Source organism: Mycobacterium sp. IDUB_36 (genome assembly GCF_055419225.1).
Genome location: NZ_JBVAXH010000002.1, coordinates 843,819 through 868,036 on the forward strand (window position 1 = coordinate 843,819; position 24,218 = coordinate 868,036).

General features: G+C 66.4%; 20 protein-coding genes and 1 tRNA gene. 7 read left to right on the forward strand and 14 right to left on the reverse strand.

All coding sequences use genetic code 11. From position 1 onward, the window contains the following. Positions 1-62: 62 nt before the first annotated feature. Positions 63-136 (forward strand) — tRNA-Gly (locus ACZYW1_RS22175). A 55-nt stretch (positions 137-191) separates the two neighbouring features. Here ACZYW1_RS22175 and ACZYW1_RS22180 read toward each other — a convergent pair. Then, positions 192-1,574, reverse strand: a complete 1,383-nt coding sequence (locus ACZYW1_RS22180; protein ID WP_463788604.1) for a PPE family protein, SVP subgroup — start codon at positions 1,572-1,574, stop codon at positions 192-194. Positions 1,575-1,614: 40 nt separating this feature from the next. Beyond that, positions 1,615-2,979, reverse strand: a complete 1,365-nt coding sequence (locus ACZYW1_RS22185) for a PPE family protein, SVP subgroup (protein ID WP_463788605.1) — start codon at positions 2,977-2,979, stop codon at positions 1,615-1,617. A gap of 730 nt (positions 2,980-3,709) precedes the next feature. Here ACZYW1_RS22185 and ACZYW1_RS22190 point away from each other — a divergent pair. Both ACZYW1_RS22190 and ACZYW1_RS22195 read left to right on the forward strand, forming a co-directional pair. Then, the gene (locus ACZYW1_RS22190; protein WP_463788606.1) at positions 3,710-4,303 is read left to right on the forward strand and encodes a hypothetical protein; all 594 of its coding nucleotides are present in this window, start codon (positions 3,710-3,712) and stop codon (positions 4,301-4,303) included. Positions 4,304-4,520: 217 nt separating this feature from the next. Further along, a complete protein-coding gene (locus tag ACZYW1_RS22195) occupies positions 4,521-5,696 on the forward strand; it encodes a serine hydrolase domain-containing protein (RefSeq protein WP_463788839.1) in 1,176 nt (391 codons plus the stop codon). A gap of 34 nt (positions 5,697-5,730) precedes the next feature. On the opposite strand, the gene ACZYW1_RS22200 is transcribed toward ACZYW1_RS22195, so the two are convergent. From ACZYW1_RS22200 to ACZYW1_RS22210, 3 genes are read right to left on the reverse strand one after another with little or no spacing between them, the layout of a single operon-like run. After that, positions 5,731-6,543 carry an Fpg/Nei family DNA glycosylase gene (locus ACZYW1_RS22200; protein WP_463788607.1) on the reverse strand — a complete coding sequence of 271 codons (813 nt, stop codon included), beginning with the start codon at positions 6,541-6,543 and terminating at the stop codon, positions 5,731-5,733. Between the two features lie 6 nt (positions 6,544-6,549). Then, positions 6,550-7,032: a ribose-5-phosphate isomerase gene (locus tag ACZYW1_RS22205; RefSeq protein WP_463788608.1), complete on the reverse strand. Its 483-nt coding sequence runs from the start codon at positions 7,030-7,032 to the stop codon at positions 6,550-6,552. A 29-nt stretch (positions 7,033-7,061) separates the two neighbouring features. After that, the gene (locus ACZYW1_RS22210; RefSeq protein WP_463788609.1) at positions 7,062-7,673 is read right to left on the reverse strand and encodes a mycothiol-dependent nitroreductase Rv2466c family protein; all 612 of its coding nucleotides are present in this window, start codon (positions 7,671-7,673) and stop codon (positions 7,062-7,064) included. Positions 7,674-7,941: 268 nt separating this feature from the next. Between ACZYW1_RS22210 and pepN the strand changes: the two genes are divergently transcribed. Further along, positions 7,942-10,524, forward strand: coding sequence for an aminopeptidase N (gene pepN, locus ACZYW1_RS22215; RefSeq protein ID WP_463788610.1), 2,583 nt, complete (start codon positions 7,942-7,944; stop codon positions 10,522-10,524). Positions 10,525-10,533: 9 nt separating this feature from the next. Here pepN and ACZYW1_RS22220 read toward each other — a convergent pair whose 3' ends face one another. From ACZYW1_RS22220 to ACZYW1_RS22230, 3 genes are all read right to left on the reverse strand, one after another. Then, the gene (locus ACZYW1_RS22220) at positions 10,534-11,001 is read right to left on the reverse strand and encodes a DUF5130 domain-containing protein (protein ID WP_463788611.1); all 468 of its coding nucleotides are present in this window, start codon (positions 10,999-11,001) and stop codon (positions 10,534-10,536) included. After that, positions 10,988-11,212, reverse strand: coding sequence for an aa3-type cytochrome oxidase subunit CtaJ (gene ctaJ, locus ACZYW1_RS22225; RefSeq protein WP_463788840.1), 225 nt, complete (start codon positions 11,210-11,212; stop codon positions 10,988-10,990). Before ctaJ ends, ACZYW1_RS22220 begins: the two co-directional genes overlap by 14 nt. A 64-nt stretch (positions 11,213-11,276) precedes the next feature. Beyond that, the gene (locus ACZYW1_RS22230) at positions 11,277-11,933 is read right to left on the reverse strand and encodes an HNH endonuclease (RefSeq protein WP_463788612.1); all 657 of its coding nucleotides are present in this window, start codon (positions 11,931-11,933) and stop codon (positions 11,277-11,279) included. A gap of 151 nt (positions 11,934-12,084) precedes the next feature. Here ACZYW1_RS22230 and ACZYW1_RS22235 point away from each other — a divergent pair, with 151 nt between their 5' ends. Genes ACZYW1_RS22235 through ACZYW1_RS22245 form a run of 3 tightly spaced genes read left to right on the forward strand, consistent with a single transcriptional unit; the run spans position 12,085 to position 15,154 of the window. Next, the gene (locus tag ACZYW1_RS22235) at positions 12,085-12,489 is read left to right on the forward strand and encodes a globin (RefSeq protein WP_463788841.1); all 405 of its coding nucleotides are present in this window, start codon (positions 12,085-12,087) and stop codon (positions 12,487-12,489) included. Continuing rightward, complete coding sequence (locus ACZYW1_RS22240; RefSeq protein WP_463788613.1) at positions 12,489-14,084, forward strand: glycoside hydrolase family 13 protein; 1,596 nt, start codon at positions 12,489-12,491, stop codon at positions 14,082-14,084. The genes ACZYW1_RS22235 and ACZYW1_RS22240 overlap by 1 nt, the downstream gene beginning before the upstream one ends. 32 nt (positions 14,085-14,116) lie before the next feature. After that, a complete protein-coding gene (locus tag ACZYW1_RS22245; RefSeq protein ID WP_463788614.1) occupies positions 14,117-15,154 on the forward strand; it encodes an FAD/NAD(P)-binding protein in 1,038 nt (345 codons plus the stop codon). Between the two features lie 22 nt (positions 15,155-15,176). Here ACZYW1_RS22245 and ACZYW1_RS22250 read toward each other — a convergent pair whose 3' ends face one another. The 6 genes from ACZYW1_RS22250 to ssb all read right to left on the reverse strand — a co-directional run bounded on the left by ACZYW1_RS22250 (position 15,177) and on the right by ssb (position 24,213). Beyond that, positions 15,177-15,932 (reverse strand): LLM class F420-dependent oxidoreductase, encoded by a 756-nt coding sequence (locus tag ACZYW1_RS22250; RefSeq protein WP_463788615.1) that lies wholly within the window; start codon positions 15,930-15,932, stop codon positions 15,177-15,179. A gap of 49 nt (positions 15,933-15,981) precedes the next feature. Further along, entirely contained in the window at positions 15,982-16,653 is a 672-nt protein-coding gene (locus tag ACZYW1_RS22255) for a DUF8185 domain-containing protein (RefSeq protein WP_463788842.1), read from the reverse strand. After that, positions 16,650-17,066, reverse strand: coding sequence for an acyl-CoA thioesterase (locus tag ACZYW1_RS22260; protein WP_463788616.1), 417 nt, complete (start codon positions 17,064-17,066; stop codon positions 16,650-16,652). The genes ACZYW1_RS22255 and ACZYW1_RS22260 overlap by 4 nt, the downstream gene beginning before the upstream one ends. Positions 17,067-17,112: 46 nt before the next feature. Then, positions 17,113-21,915 carry an NAD-glutamate dehydrogenase gene (locus ACZYW1_RS22265; RefSeq protein WP_463788617.1) on the reverse strand — a complete coding sequence of 1,601 codons (4,803 nt, stop codon included), beginning with the start codon at positions 21,913-21,915 and terminating at the stop codon, positions 17,113-17,115. A gap of 44 nt (positions 21,916-21,959) precedes the next feature. Then, complete coding sequence (gene ettA / locus ACZYW1_RS22270; protein WP_463788618.1) at positions 21,960-23,636, reverse strand: energy-dependent translational throttle protein EttA; 1,677 nt, start codon at positions 23,634-23,636, stop codon at positions 21,960-21,962. A 127-nt stretch (positions 23,637-23,763) separates the two neighbouring features. Beyond that, entirely contained in the window at positions 23,764-24,213 is a 450-nt protein-coding gene (gene ssb, locus ACZYW1_RS22275; protein WP_463788619.1) for a single-stranded DNA-binding protein, read from the reverse strand. Positions 24,214-24,218: the final 5 nt, after the last annotated feature.

Sequence of the window (24,218 nt, forward strand, 5' to 3'; positions counted from 1 at the left end):
ACGGGGCAACATTTGGAATTGATGTCTGCCGCGCCGTAAAGTCGCGCTCGACTGACACACACGCGGGCGTAGCTCAATGGTAGAGCCCTAGTCTTCCAAACTAGCTACGCGGGTTCGATTCCCGTCGCCCGCTCCACCCGGACCAGCGTGGGAACGGCATCGCGCCGCCCAGCTGGTCCGCACGCCGGCTCTCAGATCAGCGTCGGATCCCCCGAAGCGCCCTCGAGTAGGACCTTCTTGCGCTCGTCGTATTCCTGGTCGGTGAGCAGTCCTTCGGCGCGCTGCCTGGCGATGTCACGGATCGCGGCCACCACACCGGTCACGACTTTGCGCGGCGGCGCGGGCGAGACTCCGACGCGGTCGGCGGTCGCATTGGCGGCGATCCGCCCGGAACGCCGCGCGTGGGTCACGGGTTTCGCGTTTCGTTCACTGTTCGACGGTGCCGATCCACCCATCGCCTGTCCGACCATGGCCTGCCCAGCCAAAGCCTGTCCGAACCCCGGCGCCCCGCCTTCCAACGCCGCCGCTGCGGGCGGCACCGCAGTGAGCGGGGTGCTGAACGCGACGGCGCGTACCTCGGGTGCGGCGACGGTCCATCCCGCCGGCACCGACAGTTTCCCGACCAGGTTCGCTTCGCCCAACGCCGCAGTCGTCGCCGGCGCGGAAAGTACGCCGGCGGGCGGGTTCGACAGCGGCGCCGGAAAAGCCCACAACGGTGCCGGTCCATCACCCGGCCAGGGTTGTTCGCCGTTGTAGTGGGAGAAGGTTTTGTCGTCGAGCAGACCCGACAGGGTGGTGAAACTAGCACCTGGGACTTCGGCGAATCCGGTCAGCACGTCAATCGGTGCCAGCACGATGACGCCTGCGAAGTCGCCTGGCGCAACCAGGAGCAGCGTGGCCAAGGCGGCGAGCAAGCCGAAATCGCCGCTCTCGGCCGGCGCCGCCAACACCGACAATGCCTGCGGCACAACCGATATGGCGTTCTGCGCTTGCCCGGCGACGTTGCCGGCGACCGCGGCGGCCTGGCCGGCGATCGCACCCGGGTCAACGGTTTGGCGCGGGGTGCTGAACGGCGTCAGCATGACCGCTGCCGCCGACGAGCCGGCGTAGGTGTACATCGCCAGGGCGTCCTGTGCCCACATCTCGGCATAAAGCCCCTCGGTGGCAGCGATAGCCGGCGTGTTCTGCCCCAGGAAGTTGGTGGCTACCAGCAGCGCGAGCAAGCTGCGGTTGGCGGCAACCACGGCTGGCGGCACTGTCGCCGCGAACGCGGCCTCGTATGCGGCAGCAGCCATCTGGGCCTGGAAGGTGGTGTGCTCGGCCTGCGCCGCGCTGGCGCTCAGCCACTGGACATGACGCTCGGCGGAGGCGCTCATGGCTTCGGAGGACGGGCCCGACCATGCCGTCTGGGTCAGGTCCGACACCACCGACTGGGACGCCGTCGCCGCCGCGTACAGCTCGTCGGCCAGGGCAGCCCAGGCCTGCGCAGCGGCCAGCATCGGTCCCGGCCCCGGGCCGGTGTACATCCGCAGGGAGTTGATCTCCGGCGGATAGATCGCGAAATCTGTTGGCACGCTTATTTCTTCCAGGAAATCGAGGAGTCCGGTGGGCGTTTCAGATGCCGAGCAACCGCTTCTTCTGGTGGAGGTATTCGTCTTTGGTCAACAGTCCCTCGTCGACGAGCTTGGCGAACTCACGGAGTTCGGCCGCTACACCGGTCACCACCGGGCGGGGAACTTCCTGCGCGGCGGACTCGTCGCCGGCCGCGGTCGTCCGCGCCTGACTCACCGCCCCTGCACCGGCCCGCACCGCGCCGCGCGCGCCCTGTGCCACCCGGTCCGCACCCGCGCTCACCGTTCCGGCCATGACCCGCCCGGCCATCCCGGCCAGGGCCATCTCGCTGAACGTGTTGTTGGAGTCGGCTCCGGCCTCTGGAACGGCGTTGGCAGCCGCGACGGTCCCGGGCAATGTGTAGGCGACTGGCTGCACCGCGGGGGTGGCAACGGCCCAGGTCGGCGGCACGGACAGGTTTCCCACGATCTTGGCCTCGCCTAGGCCGGCCGCCACGCGTGGCGGCGGCAGCGTGCCTTCCGGCAGGTTGAGCAGTGGCGCCGGGAACGGCTTCACCGGCGCGGGGTCAGTGCCCGGATAGGGCTCTTCGCCGTTCCAGCCGCTGATGATCTCGTCGGTGTGCAAGCCGGCCCCGACACCGATGAGGCTCACCGGAAACCCGACGACGCCGACCACGCTGGCGGGCACGGCGATGAACAGTGAAAAGAGGGCCGGCCCGGCCAACAGAATGGTCAAAATATCGGCCAGGAGGATGAGGAATTCCTCTTCGGGAGTGGCAGCCGCACTTTGCAGCCCGCCGGCGGCGGCGGAGACGGCTTGCTGAACCGTGCTCTCCACGACGCCGCCGCCCCGGCCGGCGGCCTGGTCGACCAAGCCGGCCGGGTTGGTGGTCTGCGGGGGTGGGTCGAACGGCGTCAGCGCCGTCGAAGAGGCCGACGAGGCGGCGTAGCCGTACATGGCCGCGAGATCCTGGGCCCACATTTCGCCGTACTCCGCCTCGGTGGCTGCGATCGCCTGGGTGTTGATTCCGAGCACGTTGGTGGCGACGAGGGTTGCCAGCTGAACACGGTTGGCCTCCACCATCATTGGTGGCACTGTCGCCGAAAACGCGGTCTGGTAGGCAACGGCCGCAGACTTGGCCTGAGCGCTACTCTCGTCGGCCTGTGTGGCGGTGACTCGCAACCACGCCGCATACGGCGCCGCCGCCGCGCTCATCGACGCCGACGCCGGGCCCAACCAGGGGCCGGTGGTCAGTTCCGATATGACCGATTGGTACGAATTCGCCGCCGAATGAAGTTCCTTGGCGAGTGCGTCCCACGCCTCGGCCGCGGCCAACATTGGTCCCGCCCCGGCGCCGGCATACATCCGGGCCGAGTTGACCTCCGGCGGATAGCTGACGAAATCCATGGATCGTTACTCCTTCACATCACCGCAGTGGGCGTCGTCGCCGCTAGCTGCCCTTGACAACCGACCAGGGAAGGGGGGTTTGTGCAGACGCGTGGAGTCGCAAGGGAAAACAGCGGAAGCCGCTCGGCCGTCCGCGTGACGTCGAGGCCGGCGCACTCGGTCGCCCTGATCTCGAACCGCTTCACCAGGGATGCTTGTCGGCAACGCACGCCTGGGCTTCCAAGAACGCGTTGTCCGTGGACTGCTGGGACCCCGGTGCCTGCAGCCGAATCAACTCGGCACGCTCGACAGGTCAAAGCGGTGCGGTGTCACCATGACCGGGTGATCGGCCGGCCTCAGCGGCCGGAGTCGGTGGCTGTTGCCAGCGGATTCACTTCTGCCAGCGGTCCTCGGGTCAATACCCCGGAGCAGACACTCCAGGGAACGCGGACATCGAGGACGAGACATATGAACAGCCTTGCAGGAGACCGCCATTCCTGGCCTATCTCATCCACAACTCTGGGAAACCTCATAAGTCATCGTGCGTAGAACAACCATGGACGACGCTGGGTGCGGTGTCGTGCGGGACGGCCGTCACGGACCCACACCCGGCTTGCTCCGGCGGCAAGCCGCCCGGATTTCTCTGCGCTGTGCTGCTTTTCGCCTGTCAGGGGCGGCACCCTGTAGAGGTGACCTCGGGACCCACGGCTGCGCGACAATCGGGGCGGCGTAATTGGGTACGTTGGAGCCAATGAACCTCCGCACGACGCTGCTGGCGACGCGAGCGACCGTAGGCGCAATCGTCGGACGAACTGGTGACCTGTTCACCGCCGAATCGGTGGTGCACCGGGGACTCTTTGCACTTGACGACGACGCCCGACTGCCTGGGTCGGCTCCGCTGTTCGCCGACCGGGAGACACGAGAGATCTACGTTCAGCTCGGAGTCGCCGAATCGGGGCACTCCGACATTCGTTCAGTCAGCCTGAAGTTCCCCGACGCCTACGGAGCAGGCCGCGATCAAGACTTTCTGCTCGCGTCGTCCGGCGACGGTGCTCCCCTGCACCACGTCACGATGCCGGTCGCGGCAGGCCAGCCGGCGCTGTATTCGTCGTTGTGGCTTTACCTGGTCGGCGTCGTCCCCACGCTGTTCGGCCTCCGCGCCGACGACGCCGAACTCGGGGAAGGCGATGTCGTCGAGTTCTGCGTCAGCGCACCCATCGGCAGATTTCGCCGCGTCGGAACCATCACACTGCAAGGCCGCGACGACGCTGTCGGCGGCCTGGACTTCGCAGCAGGTCACAGTGGCGGCAACATCCGCCCGCTGCCGCCCGTGTCGTTCTACTGATCGCGCCTGGTCCCGGTCGGGCGTGGCGATATTGCTCAGGGCCGCAGGGGCCTTACTGTGAGAGCGATAGTTCGCACGTCCCGCTCCATACCAGCGTCTGTGGCCCGGCGGGCTACGCTGAGGACGCTCACAGCGGCTGCGTCGGCCCGGTGGCCGACATTGCCGGACCGGCAAGCTGAGGAGGCTGACCATTCAGCACTCAGGCGCCACGGCCGACATCCAGATTCATGGCACCTGTGCGTCCCGTTTCCAGGGCGTGCAGGATGCGTTCGCCGAGAACTTCGTCCAGGGGAAGGAAGTCGGGGCCGCCGTTGCAGCCTGGGTGGACGGTGAATTGGTGGTCAACCTGTGGGCTGGTTCGGCTGACGAAGCCGGCGACCACCCCTGGAAAGAGGACACGCTGTCGACCGTGTTGTCCGGCACCAAAGGCCTGACCAGCACCTGCGTGCATCAACTCGTCGAGCGCGGCGAGCTCGACCTCGACGCCCCGGTGGCCCGTTACTGGCCCGAGTTCGGGCAGGCAGGCAAAGCAGACATCACCCTGGCCATGGTGATGAGCCACCGCTCGGGTGTGATCGGGCCGCGCGAGCGGATGGACTGGAAACAGGTCACCGACTGGGACTATGTATGCGAACGGCTGGCCGAGGCCGAACCGTGGTGGGAGCCGGGGACCGCGCAGGGCTATCACATGACGACCTTCGGCTTCATCCTCGGTGAGATATTCCGGCGGGTCAGCGGCCGCACGGTCGGTGAGTACCTGCGCACCGAGATCGCCGAGCCGCTCGGCGCCGAGATCCACATCGGCACACCCCGCGACGTGCAGCGACGCTGCGCCGACCGGATCGCCAAGCCGCACATCCGCGACATGCTGGCCGACGTCAACGCCCCCGGCTACCCGACCTCGCTTTCCGAGCACCCGAAAGCGGGCCTGTCCGTGTCGATGGGGTTCGCACCTGACGACGAGGTGAGTTCGAACGATCTGGACCTGTGGCGCGAACTCGAATTCCCCGGCACCAACGGTCAGGTGTCCGCTCTGGGCTTGGCGACGTTCTACAACGCGTTGGCCGAAGAGAAGCTGCTCAGCCGCGCGCACATGGATCTGATCCGGGTCTGCCAGGGCGGGCTCGACACCGACCTGGTCCTCGGTCCCCGCGTCGCCGACCACGGTTGGGGCCTGGGTTACATGCTCAATCAGCGCCGCGTCAACGGGCCGAACCCGTCGATATTCGGGCACGGCGGGCTCGGCGGGTCGTTCGGTTTCGTCGACCTGGAGAACCGGATCGGCTACGCCTACGTGATGAACCACTTCGACCCGACCAAGGCCAACGCCGATCCGCGCAGCGTCGTCATGAGCGACGAGATTTATCGGGTGCTGGGCGTCCAAACGCCTTGACCCACAAGCGCTTGGCCGAGACGGTGCCGACAGGTCAGGTCTGACAGGTCGGGCACCAGAACAAGTTGCGACCTTCCAATTCGGCTGTGCGGATCGGGGTTTGGCATATCCGGCAGGGGTCGCCGGTGCGGCGGTAGACGTATTTGCGCGCCCGCCCCTGTCCGCGGCCCCGCGGCGCCTCGCCGTGATCGTGCTCGGGTCGCACGGTAATGATCTTGCCGCGGCGCACCCCGACTTTCATCAAGTCCACCAGGTCGCTCCACGCTTCGGCGAATTCCGACTCGTCGATCTTCTGGCCGGGCCGGTAAGGGTCGATGCCGTGCCGGAAAAGCAGCTCACTGCGATAGACGTTGCCGACACCGGCGATGATGGTCTGGTCCATCAGTAGAGCGCCGATTGATCTGCGCGACTTCGTTATTCGCTTCCACGGCCAAGCCGGGTCCGCGTCACGACGCAGCGGGTCGGGCCCGAGCTTGGCGACGACGTCATCGACCTGGGCTTCGTCGATCACCTCGCACACGGTCGGGCCCCGGAGATCGGTGCCGTATTCGGCGCCGACCATCCGCATCCTGACCTGCCCCACCGCGGCGGGTATCTCCCCGTCGTCCGGGCGCTTCCATTCCCGGAAGGTGCCGTACAAGCCGAGGTGCACGTGCACGATTGCGCCGCCGGAGTAATGGTGAAACAGATGCTTGCCCCACGCGCTGGCACCTTGCAACACGCGACCGTCGACATTGGCCGCCTCGGTGGCGAATCGGCCCTGCGGACTCGACACCGCCACCGACTCACCGGCGTAACGCTTCTGATGCAACCGGGCCAGGCGGTGCAGGGTATGCCCTTCGGGCACGGTCGCTTACTCGCTGCCGGCGCCGGGCACCGGTGGCGCCTGATGGGTGCGTTCGTACTCCTCGAGAATGTCGATACGCCGTTGGTGGCGTTCGGCTTCCGACCACGGCGTGGTCAAGAACGCGTCGACGATGGCAAGGGCCTCGTCCGCGGTGTGCATGCGTCCGCCGATGCCGATCAGCTGAGCGTTGTTGTGCTGGCGGGCCAGCGACGCGGTCTCCACGCTCCACGCCAGTGCGCAGCGCGCTCCGGGGACCTTGTTGGCCGCGATCTGCTCGCCGTTGCCCGATCCGCCCAGCACGATGCCGAGACTCCCCGGGTCGGCGACGGTCTTGACCGCTGCCGCTATGCAGAAAGCCGGGTAGTCGTCCTCAGCGTCATAGGTGTAGGCGCCGCAGTCGATCGGCTCGTGACCGGTCGCCGTCAGGTGCTCGATGATCTGCTGTTTGAGTTCGTAACCGGCGTGGTCGGAGCCGAGGTAGACGCGCATGACGGTGATCCTTGCACCGCCGAACGGAACTAGTCGAACTCGGGGCCCTCGGTACGGCTGCGCTTGAGCTCGAAGAAGTGCGGGTAGGACGCGAACGTCACCGACGCGTCCCAGAGCTTGCCGGCCTCTTCGCCACGGGGAATCCGCGACAACACCGGACCGAAGAACGCGATGCCGTTGATGTGAATGGTGGGCGTGCCTACGTCGTCGCCGACGGCGTCCATACCGGCGTGGTGACTTTTACGCAGTGCTTCGTCGTAGGCGTCGGTGGTGGCGGCGTCGGCCAGGTCGGCCGGCAAGTCCAACGCCGCCAGCGACTGCTTGATCACGTCGTCGAAATCTTTGTTGCCTTCGTTGTGGATCCGGGTGCCCATCGCCTCGTACAGCGGGGCCAAGATCTCGGAGCCGCGCGCCTGCTCGGCCGCGATCGCAACCCGCACCGGGCCGAACGCCTTGGCCAGCTTCTCCTTGTATTCCGACGGCAGTCCTTCGCGGTTCTCGTTGAGCACCGCCAGGCTCATCACCTGGAAGTTCACCGTGATGTCGCGGACCTTTTCGACTTCCAGGATCCAGCGGGAGGTGATCCACGCCCACGGGCACAACGGGTCGAACCAAAAATCGGCGACTGACTTCTCGGACATACGGGATCCTCTCGTCAACGGACGGCTAGCCGTCCAGCACAACCCTAGCCGCGGCGGTCCAATTCCCTCCGCGGGCACCGAGACCTACTCGAGCCGGCCGGCTTCTCCTCAGGCCACTGCGCGGCCTGCATCGTCGCCGACCTACCCCAACCGGCCGGCTTCTCCTCAGGCCACTGCGCGGCCTGCATCGTCGCCGACCTACCCCAACCGGCCGGCTTCTCCTCAGGCCACTGCGCGGCCTGCATCGTCGCCGACCTAGATTGGACACGTGGCTCTCCCCAACCTCACCCGCGACCAGGCTGCCGAACGCGCCGCACTGGTGACCGTCGACAACTACCGAATCGCCCTGGACCTCACCGACGGTGACGGCCGGCCCGGCGACAACACCTTCCGCTCCACCACGACCGTCACCTTCGACGCCCTTGCCGGCGCCGACACCGTCGTCGACATCGCCGCTGCGACCGTGCGAGGCGCGACCCTCAACGGCAACGACCTCGACGTGTCCGGCTACAACGAGTCGACCGGCATCGCCCTGACCGGGCTGGCCGAACACAACGTCCTCGTGGTCGACGCCGACTGCCGCTACTCCAACACCGGCGAAGGCCTGCACCGGTTCGTCGACCCGGTCGACGACGAGGTCTACCTGTACTCGCAGTTCGAAACCGCCGACGCCAAGCGGATGTTCGCCTGCTTCGACCAGCCGGACCTCAAAGCCACCTTCGACATCTCGGTGACCGCTCCCCAGCACTGGCAGGTGGTGTCCAACGGGAGCACGGTGAGCGCCGTCGACGGTGTCCACACGTTCGCCACCACGCCGAAGATGAGCACCTATCTGGTCGCGCTGATCGCCGGGCCCTATGCCCGCTGGGACGACGTCTACCGCGACGAGCACGGCGAGATCGCGCTCGGCCTGTTCTGCCGGGCCACCCTCGCGGAATTCATGGATCCCGAACGGCTCTTCACCCAGACCAAGCAGGGATTTGGCTTCTACCACAACAACTTCGGGGTCCCCTACGCGTTCGGCAAATACGACCAGCTGTTCGTGCCGGAGTTCAACGCGGGCGCGATGGAGAACGCCGGCGCCGTCACGTTTTTGGAGGACTATGTCTTTCGCAGCAAGGTGACCCGGGCGTCCTACGAACGGCGCGCGGAGACCGTGCTGCACGAGATGGCGCACATGTGGTTCGGCGACCTGGTCACCATGCGGTGGTGGGATGACCTGTGGCTCAACGAGTCGTTCGCCACCTTCGCGTCGGTGCTGTGCCAAGCGGAGGCGACCGAGTTCACCACGGCCTGGACGACATTCGCCAACTCCGAGAAATCGTGGGCCTACCGCCAGGACCAGCTGCCGTCCACGCATCCGGTGGCCGCCGACATCCCGGACCTGGCCGCGGTCGAGGTCAACTTCGACGGCATCACCTACGCCAAGGGCGCCAGTGTGCTCAAGCAGCTGGTTGCCTACGTCGGGCTGGAGCACTTCCTGACCGGCCTGCGGGACTATTTCCGCTCGCACGCGTTCGACAACGCCACGTTCGACGACCTGCTCTCCGCGCTGGAGAAGGCTTCTGGCCGTGACCTGTCCGACTGGGGTCAGCAGTGGCTGAAAACGACTGGCCTCAACACACTTCGAGCGGACTTCGACGTCGACGCCGACGGTAAGTTCACCCGGTTCGCGTTGACCCAGAGCGGCGCCGCGCCCGGCGCCGGTGAGACGCGGGTGCACCGCCTGGCGATCGGCATCTACGACGACGACGGCAGCGGGAAGTTGACCCGCTCGCATCGCGAAGAACTCGACATCGACGGCCCGAGTACGGAAGTGGCTGCGCTGGTTGGGGTTTCGGCGGGCAGTCTGGTTCTGGTCAACGACGACGACCTGACGTACTGCTCGCTGCGACTGGATCCCGGTTCGCTGGACACCGCGCTGGGTCGCATCGCCGACATCGCCGAGCCGCTGCCGCGGACGTTGGTCTGGTCGGCGGCGTGGGAGATGACCCGCGACGCCGAGTTGAAGGCCCGCGACTTCGTGTCGCTGGTCTCCGGAGGCATTCAGGCCGAGACCGAAGTCGGTGTCGCGCAGCGGCTACTGCTGCAGGCGCAGACCGCACTCGGTTCCTACGCCGACCCCGAGTGGGCGCGCACCGAGGGCTGGCCGGCGTTCGCCGATCGGCTGCTGGAGTTGGCCCGCGGCGCGGCGGAGGGTTCGGATCACCAGTTGGCGTTCGTCAACGCCCTGTGCACGTCCCTGCTGTCGGCGCCGCACGTGTCGGTGCTGACCGACCTCCTCGACGGCGACCCCGCCGAGCTGGGTCTGGCCGGACTGACCGTCGACACCGATCTGCGCTGGCGAATCGTCACCGCGCTGGCAGCAGCCGGTGAGATCGATGCCGACGGGCCGGCGACGCCGTTCATCGACGCCGAGGTGAAGCGTGACCCGACAGCCGCGGGTAAACGGCACGGGGCGCAGGCCGCGGCCGCGCGGCCGCAGGCGGAGGTGAAGGAGACGGCGTGGACGTCGGCCACCGAAGACGACACGCTGGCCAACATCACCACCCGGTCGATCATCGCCGGCTTCGCCCAGCCCGGACAGGGTGAGGTGCTCAAGCCTTTCGCCGCCCGGTACTTCGCCGCGATCCCCGGCATCTGGGAGCGGCGGTCCAGCGAGGTCGCCCAGACGGTCGTCGTCGGGCTCTACCCGTCGTGGGACGTCAGCGACGAGGGCATCGAGGCCGCAGACGCCTTCCTGGCCGACTCCGACCTACCTCCGGCACTGCGACGACTGGTGCTCGAGGGCCGCGCCGGCATCGAGAGGTCGTTGCGGGCACGACGATTCGACGGCGGCGGCGAAGCCTGACCAGCGAGGTCAGGCGGGCGAGATGCCGGCGCTGGTCACCCGGACCGCGCTGACCAGACCGTCGATCAGGTTGCCGTCCTTGAAGGACGCCGCCGCGGCGGCGACACCCAGCGGTGCGGCCGACTCGGCTCCACGTCCGCGCACGGCCGAGCCGTAGACGACCTCGATTGCGCGCTGATTCGGTGAGACGGCGATCAGCACGGCGTCGTTCGGGTTCGGCACCTTCGCCAGGATCTCGCGTGCGCGCGCTCCGGTGTCGCCACCCAGGTCGCCGACGTAGACCGCGAAGCGGGCACCGGCGGCGCGCGACCCGTAGGTCAGCGCGTCGTCGAGGGTGACCAGGTCGTTGATCGGGAACGGATAGTGCACGGACAGTTCGCCGGGCTCGGTGACAGCGGAGATACGGCCGCTGGTGGTGATCGCCGAGCCGTGCGGCAGTTCGGCCGGAGCGAGCGTTGCCAACTCACCACTTGCCACTTGCGCCACCCCCCACGCTGAAGTCGTCGTGGCCGTGCCCGTGACCGTGGCCGACGACCTCGTCGGTGGCGGCCCACAGGATCGGCGTGTGTGTCCAGGAATCCGGCAGCTTGTAGGTCGCCGGGTGGGGCCCCTTGCGTGACCAGATCGCTGCGGCCAGCAGGATCGTCAGCACGAGCGGGACACCCAGGAAAAGTGCGTGAATTTCCATGGTGTTCACGACGCAAACCGTATCCCACCGGCGATCGAGGGGCCACACACGCCGGCCGGTCCGGTCAGGCCGCGCCTTCGCCGAGGTATCGCGCCCAGGCCGGGTCGAGCTCCTTGACGGTCGACAACAGCCGCCAGTGCTGACCTTTCGGCGGCGTCGGCGCCATTCGCAGCGACCAGCCCAGCTCGGCGAGCAATTTGTCACCCTTGCGGTGGTTGCAGGTCGAGCAGCAGGCGACGCAGTTCTCCCAGGAGTGCTCGCCGCCCCGGCTGCGCGGAACCACGTGATCGACGGTGTCGGCCTTGGCACCGCAGTAGGCGCAACAAAACCGATCGCGGTGCATCAGCGCCGCACGGGTCATCGGGACGCGGGCGCGATAGGGCACCCGGACGAAGGTGCGCAGCCGGATCACCGACGGCACCGCGATCGACCTGGTCGAGGAGTGAACGACCGGCCCGGTCGGGTCGTCATGCACAACCTCGGCCTTGCCGCAGATCAGCATCACGATCGCCCGCCGGACAGGCAAGGCTGTCAGGGGTTCGTAGGTGGAGTTCAGCAGCAGCACCCGCCGACGATTCCAGACCGATCCGCCGTCATGCGGCGCCGAGGCGTGCGGATCGACGGTAGGAACGCTGTGCAGGGTGGAGCCGTTTGCAGGCCCGGTGAGGCCGGCCGCGGCACCTGAACTGTGGTGGCTGCGGCGTTTTGTGCGCTGCGCCATGCGTCCTCCGCTGACCAGTCCACCACGATTCGCCGGCGAGCGCACGCCAATTTGACGAGTGTTCGCTGGTCAATCCGGTGAACAGCCGGTAGCGCGCCACTCGCCCAAGGTTCACATGTCGCTCGGCGGGCGGCTTCGGGTATGGCCCACAATGGAGGCGATGGAACAACCAGAAGAGACTTTCTACGACGCCGTCGGTGGGGCGGATACGTTCCATGCGATCGTGGCGCGCTTCTACGAGCTGGTCGCCGAGGACGAGATTCTGCGACCGCTCTACCCGGAGGACGACCTCGCGGGCGCCGAGGTACGGCTGCGGATGTTCCTCGAGCAGTACTGGGGTGGCCCGCGAACCTACTCCGAGCAACGCGGACATCCCCGGCTCCGAATGCGGCACGCACCGTTCCAGATCGGCCCGTTCGAACGCGACGCGTGGCTGCGATGCATGCACACCGCCGTCGGCTCTATCGACTCGACAACTCTCGACGACGCGCATCGCAAGGCGCTGCTCGACTACCTGGAAATGGCGGCACACTCAATGGTCAACTCGCCCTTCTGATGAGCACTCGACAACAGCGACCCTGGTGGGCGGACGCCCTGTTCTATCAGGTGTACCCACGGTCGTTCGCCGACAGCGACGGTGACGGTGTGGGCGACATCGACGGCGTGGCCGAGCGGCTGGATTACTTGGACCGCCTGGGCATCAACTCGATCTGGTTCAGCCCGATCATGGTGTCCCCGATGGCCGATCATGGCTACGACGTGTCGGACCCGCGCGACATCGATCCGCTGTTCGGCAGCCTGGCCGCGCTGGAGCGGCTGATCGCCGCCGCCCATCAACGCGGCATCAAGATCACGATGGACCTGGTGCCAAACCACACCAGCTCCGAGCATCCGTGGTTCCACGAGGCGCTGGCCGCCGAACCGGGGAGCGCCGCACGCGACCGCTACATTTTCCGCGACGGGCGCGGACCGGAAGGGGCTGAGCCGCCCAACAATTGGCAGTCCGTTTTCGGCGGACCGTCCTGGACGCGGGTCGTGGAGGCGGACGGCAACCCGGGCCAGTGGTACCTGCATCTCTTCGACGTCGAGCAGCCGGACCTCAATTGGGACAACCCCGAGGTTTTCGACGACCTCGAGAAGACACTACGGTTCTGGCTCGAACGCGGGGTCGACGGCTTCCGCATCGATGTCGCACACGGGATGGCCAAACCGCCGGGCTTGCCGGACACCGATGTCGAGATGCGCCCCCGGATGCTCAGCGACGGCGATCCGCGATTCAACCATCCGAATGTGCATGCGATCCATCGCAATATCCGTCGGGTGATGGACGACTTTCCCGAGGCGGTGACGATCGGTGAGGTGTGGGTCTTCGACAATGCCAGCTGGGCCGAATACGTCCGCGCCGACGAGTTGCACCTGGGGTTCAATTTCCGCCTGATACGAGCCGAGTTCGACCTGGTCGAGATTCACGATGCGATCGAGAACACGCTGGCTGCTGCGGCATTGGAAAACGCCACGCCCACATGGACGTTGGAAAACCACGACGTCGTTCGCTCGCCCACCCGTTACGGCGGGGGCGACGTCGGATTGGACCGGGCCCGCGCGGTCGCGCTGCTGACCCTCGCGCTGCCCGGCGCGATATTCCTCTACAACGGTCAGGAATTGGGCCTGCCCAACGTCGAACTGCCCGATGAGGCGCTGCGCGATCCGACCTGGGAGCGTTCGGGACACACCGTCCGCGGACGGGACGGCTGCCGCATTCCGCTCCCGTGGCGTGGTGACACTCCCCCATTCGGGTTCTCCGCCTCGGCCGACACCTGGCTGCCGATACCACCGGAATGGGAGTCGCTCACCGTCGAGAAGCAGCTACTCAACGCCGACTCGACGCTGTCGTTCTTCCAACGGGCTCTCGAATTGCGCCGTAGCCGAATCGAATTCAGCGGCGACGGATTCGAGTGGCTGGACGCGCCGGCCGACACGCTCGCTTTTGCGCGTGGCGCAGCCGGATTACGCTGCGTGCTCAACGCCGGCACGAAGCCGATACCACTGCCGGATGGCGAGCCGATTCTGACCAGCGCGCCACTGGTCGACGGTGAACTCCCACCCGACGCGGCCGCCTGGATCGTGCCGTCTTCCGGCCCCCGCGAGTAGCGCATGACTGCGCGAATCTCTATACATAACGCATGACTTATGCATGGGCGGTCATCGGCGCCGGGCCGGCGGGCATCGCGTCCGTAGGCAAGCTGCTCGATCACGGTGTTTCCGATCAGGACATCGCCTGGATCGACCCCGCGTTCGGTGCCGGCGACCTCGGCGCCAAGTGGCGGTCGGTGTCAAGCAATACGAAGGTGAGCGCCTTTCTGGAGTACCTGAATGGCGCCAAGGCTTTTCGCTTCTCCGAAGCGCCCCCGATGCCGTTGACCGAAATCGACCCGGAGGAGACGTGCGCCCTCGCTCTGGTCGCCGATCCCCTGCTGTGGATCACGGGGCACCTGCGAGAGCGGGTCGACACGTTCGAAACCACTGCGACGACGCTGGCCCTGGAGAACCGGCAGTGGCACATCGGGACGGAGCAGCAGGAGGCGATCACGTCAGCGAACGTGATACTGGCGGTGGGAGCAACCCCGAATACGCTCGATTACCCTCAGCTGCAAGAGATTCCGCTCGAGGTCGCACTAGATCCGGAGAAGCTGGCCGACGAACCGCTGGAGAACGCCACCGTCGCGGTCTTCGGGTCGTCACACTCGTCGATGATCGCGCTTCCGCATCTGCTCCGCCTTCCGGTGGCCAAGGTGGTCAACTTTTACCGCAGTCCGGTCAAATACGCTGTCTATCTCGATGATTGGATCTTCTACGACGACACCGGCCTCAAAGGGCGGGCAGCGGTGTGGGCCAGGGAGAACATCGACGGTGTGTTGCCGGAGCGCCTGGAACGCTGCCTGGTCGACGGACCCGACTTCGACCGGAAACTCGCCGAGTGCGATCTCGCGGTGTACACCGTCGGCCTCGACCGGAGAACGTCGCCGGAAACCCCACAATGGGGTCAGCTTGATTACAACCCGGCCAACGGCATCCTGGCCCCTGGACTCTTCGGCGTCGGGATAGCCTTTCCGCAGCGCGCGGTCGACCCGTACGGCTACGTCGAATACCGGGTCGGCCTGAAGAAGTTCATGGATTACCTCCACGAGGTACTGCCGCTGTGGACGCGCTACTCGACGTGACCGCTGCGAAACACGTTGCGGCTCAATCCCGCAGCTCGACGAGGCGGCGCACCATGCTCAGGTCGTAGGGCGCGGGTAAACCCAGGATGATGTGCGTTGCCCCGGCGCTCACGAAGTCCGCGATCTCCGCTTGATCGGCCCGGGGCACCCAGACCGTCCGCTCGACCGATTTCGGATCCCGCCCCAGCCGCTCGCACCAGCGATCCAGAACGGCGCTTTTGGCCGCGAAGGTGTCCGGATCACCGAAGCCGTTCCACATGTCGGCGTACTCGGCCACCAGCCGAAGCGTTCGCCGCTCGCCGTTGCCGCCGATCAAGATGGGAAGCGGCCCGAGCGGCCCCGGCTGCAACGCGCTGAGCCTGTGGCGAATTCGCTTGATGCCGAGTTCCAGGGCATCGAAGCTTTCCGCTACCGTCGGCACCGGATAGCCGTATTCCACGCAATCCCTTTTACTCCAGCCGGCACCGATGCCCAGGACACCGCGTCCGCCGGACAGGTGATCGAAGGTCCGCGCCATGTCGGCCAGCAGATCGGGGTTGCGGTAGCCGTTGCCGGTGACGAGCATCCCTATCTGGCTGACCCGCTGGGTCGTGACCGCCATCGCCGCGAGCAGCTGCCATCCCTCGAAATGACTGTCGTCCGGTTCGCCATACAGCGGCGGGAAGAAGTGATCCCAGGTCCACAACGAGTCGACGCCGAGTTCGTCGATGGCCTGCCATGCGGCCCGCAGGTCGGCCACCGAAGTGTTCTGCGGGTGAATCTGGACTCCGACCTTCATCGGCGGCCTCGCTCTCCTCTCGTCAACATCCGCACCCACGTGGGCCCGCTCAGCGCAGCACCACGGCCGGGTTGCCCCGGCGGCGGTACACCGAGCCGAACCGCGCGTCGACGCGCAGCCATGTCTTCGCCATGCGAACTCGGACAATCTCGTCGGAATCGACGGCATCGGCGTCCTGGGGAAGGAAACCCATTGCCGTCAAAGCGAATACGCACCGCATCGGCACGCCGACGGATTCGCTGCCCGCGCTGACTTGGATCACCTCTTGGTCCAGCAGCGACACCGGCGGACCCTGCGAACTGCCATGCTCTTTGGCCAGTTGCGACCCGCGCTGCGCCAGATCCAGCAGCAGCCGGGCGGGCACGTCGTCCAGATGGGTGAAGCCGGCGTCCGGGGGCAGCGCACCGCGCCACGCCGAGTCCATCGGGAAGCCCGGATCGACATAGCCGGAGCTGTCGGCGCTGTCCATGGCGGCCAAACCCCTGCCCAATTCGTCTGCACCGACCGACAAGTCGTCGGGTCGTACGACTCCGGCAACCACCCTGCTGGCCAGCACATCCAAACCCGTCGACGCCCAAGCGCCGAACTCGCCGGCCGATCGCACCCGTAGCCGGACGACGGTGGCGGCGTCGAGTCGCACCGCCCTCTCGGCGAAGGCGGCCAGGTCGGCACGGTGGGCGGCGATGGAGTCGGGGCCCAGCCACACTCCCCGGTCGGCTATCTCAGCCACCGCTGCAGGTACTCCCGATGATGGGGCGCCAGGCGCACCAGTCGCTGCTCGTCGATGTTGAATGCGGCCAGTTGTGACTCGCCGATCACAGCCGGCTTGGAGTCCGGGGCCGCATTGACCGAACGCACTTCGTAGCCGAGGGTGAAGTCGACCGCCCGCAGCCGCTTGGTCCACATCGTCACCTGCAGCGGCGAATCGATCAGCCGCAGTTGACCTTTGTAGGTGACCCGAACGTCGGCGATCAGGAGACCCACTTCGAGGATGTCGGCCTCGAACGCCGGCTTGAGGAACGGGACACGCGCCTCTTCCATGATCGTGATCATGATCGCGTGGTTGACGTGCTGATACATGTCGATGTCAGACCACCGGACCGGAACCGGCGCAACGAAACCCGGCTGGGTCATGCGCCGCTCCTCCTCATCCCGCTGCTCTGCATCGTCGCCGGCTGGCTCAACCTGCTGCTCCTCGCCCGCTGGTACGCGTCATCGAACGAATCTGGCGCGCCGCCACCGATAGTGTGGCCAGATCACGCTGACCGCTTTCGTAGATCTCGATCAACGTCCGGCGCGCCCGCTCGACTCGCGACGCGCTGGTGTGCTCCCATTCGGCGATCTTCTCCTCGCCGGTCTCGTCCGGCTCGCCGACCGCCAGCACGTCGAAACACAGCGAGCGCAGCGACGAGTAAATGTCGTCGCGAATCGCCAAGCGCGCCAACGAGTGCCAGCGGTCGGCACGTGGCAGTTCGGAGACCGCGGTGAGCAGGCCGTCGGTACCCAGTCGATCCATCAACGCGAAGTATGTGTCGGCGACCTCGGCGGGGTCCCGGTCTTCGATGTCGGCGACGTCGATGATGTCCAGCAGGCTGTACCTGTACAACCCGACGGCGACCATGTATCCGAGGTCGTCCGATGCGCCTTGCCGGACGAAGTCCGCGGCCTCCTTCTCGACGATCGCTTTGTCGTCACCGCGCAGCCACTCCGACATCCGCGGCGTCAGTGCCGCGACTTTCTTTGCGAACCGGTTGATTTCAGCACCCACGGCCAGCGGTTGCGGTCGGTAGTTGAGCAACCATCGGGCCGCTCGGTCGATCAGGCGGCGGGTGTCCAGCGTCATCTGGTCGGACACCGTGATCGGCAGCCCGGCGTCTCGAATGCTGTGCCACAGTTGCCCGATGCCGAAGATGGCGTCTGTCGCCGCGTAGGTGCGGACGGCATCCACCGGGCTGACCCCGGTGTCGTGCGTGATGCGGTAGTCGTAGCTGATCCCGGCGGTGTCCACCAGATCGTTGACCAGCATGGTGGTCACGATCTCGCGCCGCAGCTGGTGGGTACGGATCGCCGGCCCACTCCGGGTCCGCAGTGCGGACGGGAAATACTGCGGCAACTTGCGTGCGAACACCTCTTGATCCGGCAGATCGCTTTCCAGCAGTTCGTCTTTGAGCGTCAACTTGACGTGGGCCATCAGCGTCGCGAGCTCCGGTGAGGTGAGCCCCAGGCCGACCTCGAGCCGGCGCGCGATCTCCTTCTCCGATGGCAGCGCCTCCAGTTCGCGGTTGAGGCCCCGCTCGGCCACCAGATACCTGATCTGATCGGCGTGCACCGGCAGCAGGCTCGGGGCGTTCGCACGGCTGGTGCCCATCAGATCGTTCTGATCGGCGTTGTCGGCGAGCACCAATTCGGCGACCTCGTCGGTCATCGACTCGAGGAGCTCTGTGCGTTCACCCGCGTCGATCTTGCCCGCGGTCACTTCCGCGTCGACGAGGATCTTGATGTTGACCTCGTGGTCCGAGCAGTCCACACCCGCGGAGTTGTCCATCGCATCGGTGTTGATACGGCCGCCGCACAGGTCGAACTCGACGCGGCCGAGCGCCGTGACCCCCAGATTGCCGCCTTCGCCAACGACTTTCGCGCGCACCTGGTTCCCATTGACCCGTAGCGAATCGTTGGCGCGATCGCCGACGTCGGAATCGGATTCCGCTTCGGCCTTGATGTAGGTGCCGATACCGCCGTTGAACAGCAGATCGACCGGTGCCCGCAGGATCGCGCGGACCAGGTTGGGTGGCGTCATCTCGTGCACGTCGTCTTCGATGCCCAGTGCAACGCGCACCTGCTCACTGATCGGAATCGACTTGTGCTCGCGGCTGAAGACGCCGCCGCCCACGGAGATCAGCGACGTGTCGTAGTCATCCCAACTGGAGCGGGGCAGGTCGAACATCCGCTGCCGTTCCTGCCAGGAGGACGCCGGATCGGGATCGGGGTCGAGGAAGATGTGCCGGTGGTCGAAGGCGGCGAGCAGCCGAATGTGCTTGGACAGCAACATGCCGTTGCCGAACACATCACCGCTCATGTCGCCGACGCCGACCACGGTGAAGTCCTGGGTCTGGGTGTCGACACCCATCTCCCGGAAGTGACGCTTGACCGCTTCCCAGGCGCCCTTGGCGGTGATGCCCATGACTTTGTGGTCATAGCCGACCGATCCACCGGAGGCGAAGGCGTCACCCAACCAGAACCCGTAGGACTCGGCGACGTCGTTGGCGATGTCGGAGAAGGTCGCGGTGCCCTTGTCGGCTGCCACCACCAGGTAGGCGTCGTCACCGTCGCGACGCACGACTTCCCTCGGCGGCCTGACTTCCCGCGTGTTGTGGTCGACGTTGTCGGTGACGTCGAGCAGTCCGGAGATGAACAGCCGGTAGCAGGCGATGCCCTCGGCCCGGTTCGCGTCACGGTCGGCGGCATCGTCGCCGGTGGGCAGCGGTGGCTGCTTGACCACGAATCCGCCTTTGGCGCCGACCGGCACGATGACCGCATTCTTGACGGCCTGCGCTTTGACCAGACCCAGCACCTCGGTGCGGAAGTCTTCCCGGCGGTCCGACCAGCGCAACCCGCCGCGCGCCACGAACCCGAATCGCAGGTGCACGCCCTCGACCCGGGGTGAGTAGACGAATATCTCGAACTTGGGCCGCGGCAGTGGGAGCTCTTCGATGAGCTGGGCATCCAGCTTCAGCGCCAGCACATTCTGGATGCGTGCCGAATCTTGGCTCGTCACAAAGTAATTGGTTCGCAACGTGGCTTGGATCAGTTCGGCGAAGGCGCGCAGGACCCGGTCGGTGTCCATACTCACCAGTGCGTCGATGTCCTGGGCCACCGCGACGGCGGCAGCCTGCGCGTCGCGGGTCTTCGCGCTCGACGGGCCGGGATCGAAGAGCGCTTCGAACAAGGCCACCAGCGCCCTTGCGGTGGAGGGGTTTTCGTTGAGCACCGATTCGATGTGCGACTGGCTGTAGGCGAAACCGGCCTGCCGCAGATACTTCGCGTAAGCCCGCAGCAGCACCACCTGCTGCCAGGTCAGATCGGCGCGCATCACCAGCTCGTTGAAGCGGTCGGTCTCGGCGCGACCTTCCCAGATCGCGGTGACCGCATCGGCGAATCGCTGGGCGGTGGCTTCGCGTTCCGGGCCCGGCCCAGCGAGCGGGACGGTTGGTTGCGGACTGATCTTGAATTGGTAGATCCAGATCAGCAGCCCGTCGGGGCGGGTGACGGTGAAGGGTCGCTCTTCGAGTACCTCGACTCCCATCGACTGCAGCATCGGTAGCAGTTCGCTCAAGGATGCGGTCCGGCCACCCAGATACCATGTCAGCCGGACGGTTTCGTCGTAGTCGTGGTCCGACAGCACGAGTTTGACCGAATCGTCGGTCAGTTCGTCGAATATCGTGATGTCGCCGATCGCGTCGGCCGGTGTGACGAACTGTTTGTACGATTCGGTGAAGACACCGGCGTAATGCTCGGCCTCGACAGGGTTGATGTCGGCTGCGGACGCCTCGGTGATCAACCGGTCCGACCAGGTACGTGCGGCCTCGGTCAGCAGCGACTGAAGCCGAACCCGGTTCGCGTCGGAGGTGTCGATTTTCGTGGCGTTGTCTTCACGCAGCCGAACCATGAAATGCAACAGCGCCCACGGCGATTCAGTGACACGGGCGGTGAATTCAAGACTGGTGCCGCCGAACTCGCGAACCAAAATGTCCTCGATCTGCAGGCGCACCGCCGTGGTGTACCGGTCACGCGGCAGATACACCAGGCACGAGACGAAGTAGTCGAGGCGGTCGGCGCGCAAGAACAACAATGCGCGGCGGCCCGAACCGAGATCGACCACGGACTTGGCCATCGCCAACAGCTCTTGGGCGTTACGCGCGAAAAGCTCAGAGCGGGGCACGGTTTGGATGACGTCGAGCACCAACTGCCCGGGGTGGCCGGGATCGAGGTCGGCCAGGGCAATCGCCTCGTGTACCCGCCGCGCGATGATCGGGATCTCCAGGACGTCGGCGTTCATCGCCGCCACCGTGAACAGGCCGATGAGGCGGTGCTCGAAGACTTCGCCGTCGGCGTTCTCCCGGACGGCGAAGACGTAGGGGTAAGCACCGAAACGCAGGTAGCTCGCCACGTCGGTCTGCGCGAGCGCAAGCAACTCGTCGTCCAGCGTCAGCCGCGGGCGAGAACCCTTGCGGCGGCGCAACACTCCAAGGCTGGCAGTTGCCGCGTCGCCGGACACCCGGCCGTCGCGCACCGGGCAGCGCTGGTACCCCAGCAGGGTGAAATGCCCGGCGGAAAGCCAGCGCAGCAGCGTGGCGACGTCGGCGTTGTCGTCACCGGGATAGTGGCCGTTCGCGTTGGACTCGACGTCGTCGGCAAGCTCATCGAGAACTGCGATCATCGCCGCCGCGTCGGCCGCCACGCGCTTCAGGTCGGCCAGCACACCCGGCAGCAGACGTTCGGCCTCGTGCAGCGCGATGCGATCCACCGACGGCGCCAGCTCGACGTGAATCCAGGTCTCGTCGATGCCGTCGCCGGAGTCGTTGGGTCCGACGGCAAGCAGGTCGCCGGCGTCGTCGCGGCGGACCCGGAACACCGGGTTCATGATCGCGGCGTAGGCGACCCCCAGCCGATGCAACAGCACGGTCACCGAGTCCATCAACATCGCGCCGTCGTCGGTGACCACCTGCAGCGCCGGCCCGAGGCCGCTGGGGTCGTCGGGCAAGTAGACCGCCACCCGGCTCTCCCCCGCCGGTCGGTGGGAGCCGAGCCGGTAATGCGCCGTCAGTAATTCCGGCGTCACCGACGGAGTCGACGCCGATTCGGCGCCGGCATCGGCATCGTCCTGGTGGGGGCCTTGATAGCTGTCGGAGTAGGCATTCGAGATCCACCGCGGGATCTCGTCGCTGTCGCTGAACTTGGTCCAGGCATGCGCATCAACCGTCATGACGACCGCTCCTCAGACGCGTACCAACGCTGGCACGCCCGACACTAGTCGCGAGTCAGCCTGCGATGGGTCACCCGGTGCGGCCGCGCCGCATCGGCTCCGAGACGTTCGATTTTGTTCTCCTCGTAGGAGCCGAAGTTGCCCTCGAACCAGAACCACTTGGCCTCGTGCTCGCCGTCGCCCTCCCACGCCAGGATGTGCGTGCAGGTCCGGTCGAGGAACCAGCGGTCGTGCGAGATCACCACCGCGCAGCCGGGGAACTTCTCCAGCGCGTTCTCCAGCGAGCCCAGTGTCTCGACGTCGAGGTCGTTGGTCGGCTCGTCGAGCAGGATCAGGTTGCCGCCCTCTTTGAGAGTCAGGGCCAGGTTGAGTCGGTTGCGTTCTCCACCGGACAACACACCGGCCGGCTTCTGCTGGTCGGGTCCCTTGAAACCGAACGCCGAGACGTACGCGCGCGAGGGGATTTCGTTCTGCCCGACCTGGATGTAGTCGAGCCCGTCGGAGACGGTTTCCCACACGTTCTTCTTCGGGTCGAGGCCGCCGCGGGTTTGGTCGACGTAGCTCAGCTTCACGGTCTCGCCGACCTTGACGACGCCGCTGTCCGGCTGTTCCAGGCCGACGATCGTCTTGAACAGCGTGGTCTTACCGACACCGTTGGGGCCGATGACGCCGACGATGCCGTTGCGCGGCAGTGTGAACGACAGGTCCTTGATCAGCGTGCGGCCTTCGAAGCCCTTGTCGAGGTGGTCGACCTCGACCACCAGGTTGCCCAGCCGCGGACCGGTCGGGATCTGGATCTCCTCGAAGTCGAGCTTGCGGGTCTTCTCGGCCTCGGCCGCCATCTCCTCGTAGCGCTGCAGACGAGCCTTGCTCTTGGCCTGCCGGGCCTTGGCGCCGGACCGGACCCAGGCCAGTTCCTCGGTGAGCCGCTTCTGCAATTTGACGTCCTTGCGGCCCTGTACCGAGATCCGCTCGGCCTTTTTCTCCAGGTAGGTGGAGTAGTTGCCCTCGTAGGGGTACGCGCGGCCGCGGTCGAGTTCCAGAATCCATTCGGCCACGTTGTCGAGGAAGTAGCGGTCGTGGGTGACAGCCAGAACCGCGCCCTCGTAGGCGGCCAGGTGCTGCTCGAGCCACTGCACACTCTCGGCGTCGAGGTGGTTGGTCGGCTCGTCGAGCAGCAGCAGGTCCGGCTTGGACAGCAGCAACTTGCACAGCGCGACGCGGCGCCGCTCACCGCCGGACAGGTGGGTCACCGGCTCGTCGGGCGGCGGGCAGCGCAGGGCGTCCATTGCCTGCTCCAGCTGGGAGTCGAGGTCCCATGCGTTGGCGTGGTCCAGCTCCTCCTGCAGCTTGCCCATCTCCTCCATCAGCTCGTCGGAGTAGTCGGTGGCCATCAGCTCGGCGACCTCGTTGAAGCGGTCCAGCTTGACCTTGATGTCGCCGAGGCCCTCCTCGACGTTGCCGCGAACCGTCTTCTCTTCGTTCAGCGGCGGCTCCTGCTGCAGGATGCCGACCGTCGCGTCATTGGCCAGGAATGCCTCGCCGTTGTTGGCCTTGTCCAGCCCGGCCATGATCCGCAAGACGCTCGACTTACCAGCCCCGTTAGGGCCGACGACACCGATCTTGGCGCCCGGGTAGAAGCTCAAGGTGACGTCGTCGAGGATGACTTTGTCGCCGTGCGCCTTGCGGACCTTCTTCATCGTGTAGATGAACTCAGCCATGTGGCGGTGTTGCCTTTCTGATTGCGAGGTAATACTCGCGCCCCATCCTAGGCAACTTCTCCGGCTCCTCCTCACGCTGCCGCGCTGCGTGCATCGTCGCCGGATTGGCAACACCGCCATGGGGCCATCAAGCCGAGAGCGGCAGCGGCGCCTCCTCGGCCGAAGTGGCGTCGACGTCTTTCTCCTCGTCGGCCTCGGCGGCGGGGGCAGCCGCTCCGGACGAGACGGTCTTCTCGACGCGTGCGATGCACCGGGAGAGGTCGGGACCGACGGCGATGGCCCGCATCTCGAGGTTCGACCGCTGGTTGCCGTCGCGGTCCTCGTACTCGCTGGTGTAGACGTGCCCGGACACGATCACCGGCGAGCCCTTTCCCAGCGATGCACCGACGCCCGAAACCAGCCGGCCCCAGCAGTTGACGGTGATGAAGAGCGAGTTGCCCGGCTCCCAGGTGCCGTCAGCGGCCCGGCGGCGGGCATTGCTGGCCACCCTGAACTTCAGGACTTCCTGGTCGCCGATTCTGCGGCGCTTCGGGTCGTTGACGACGTTGCCGACCACGGTCAGCGGTGTTTCGAACATTTCTT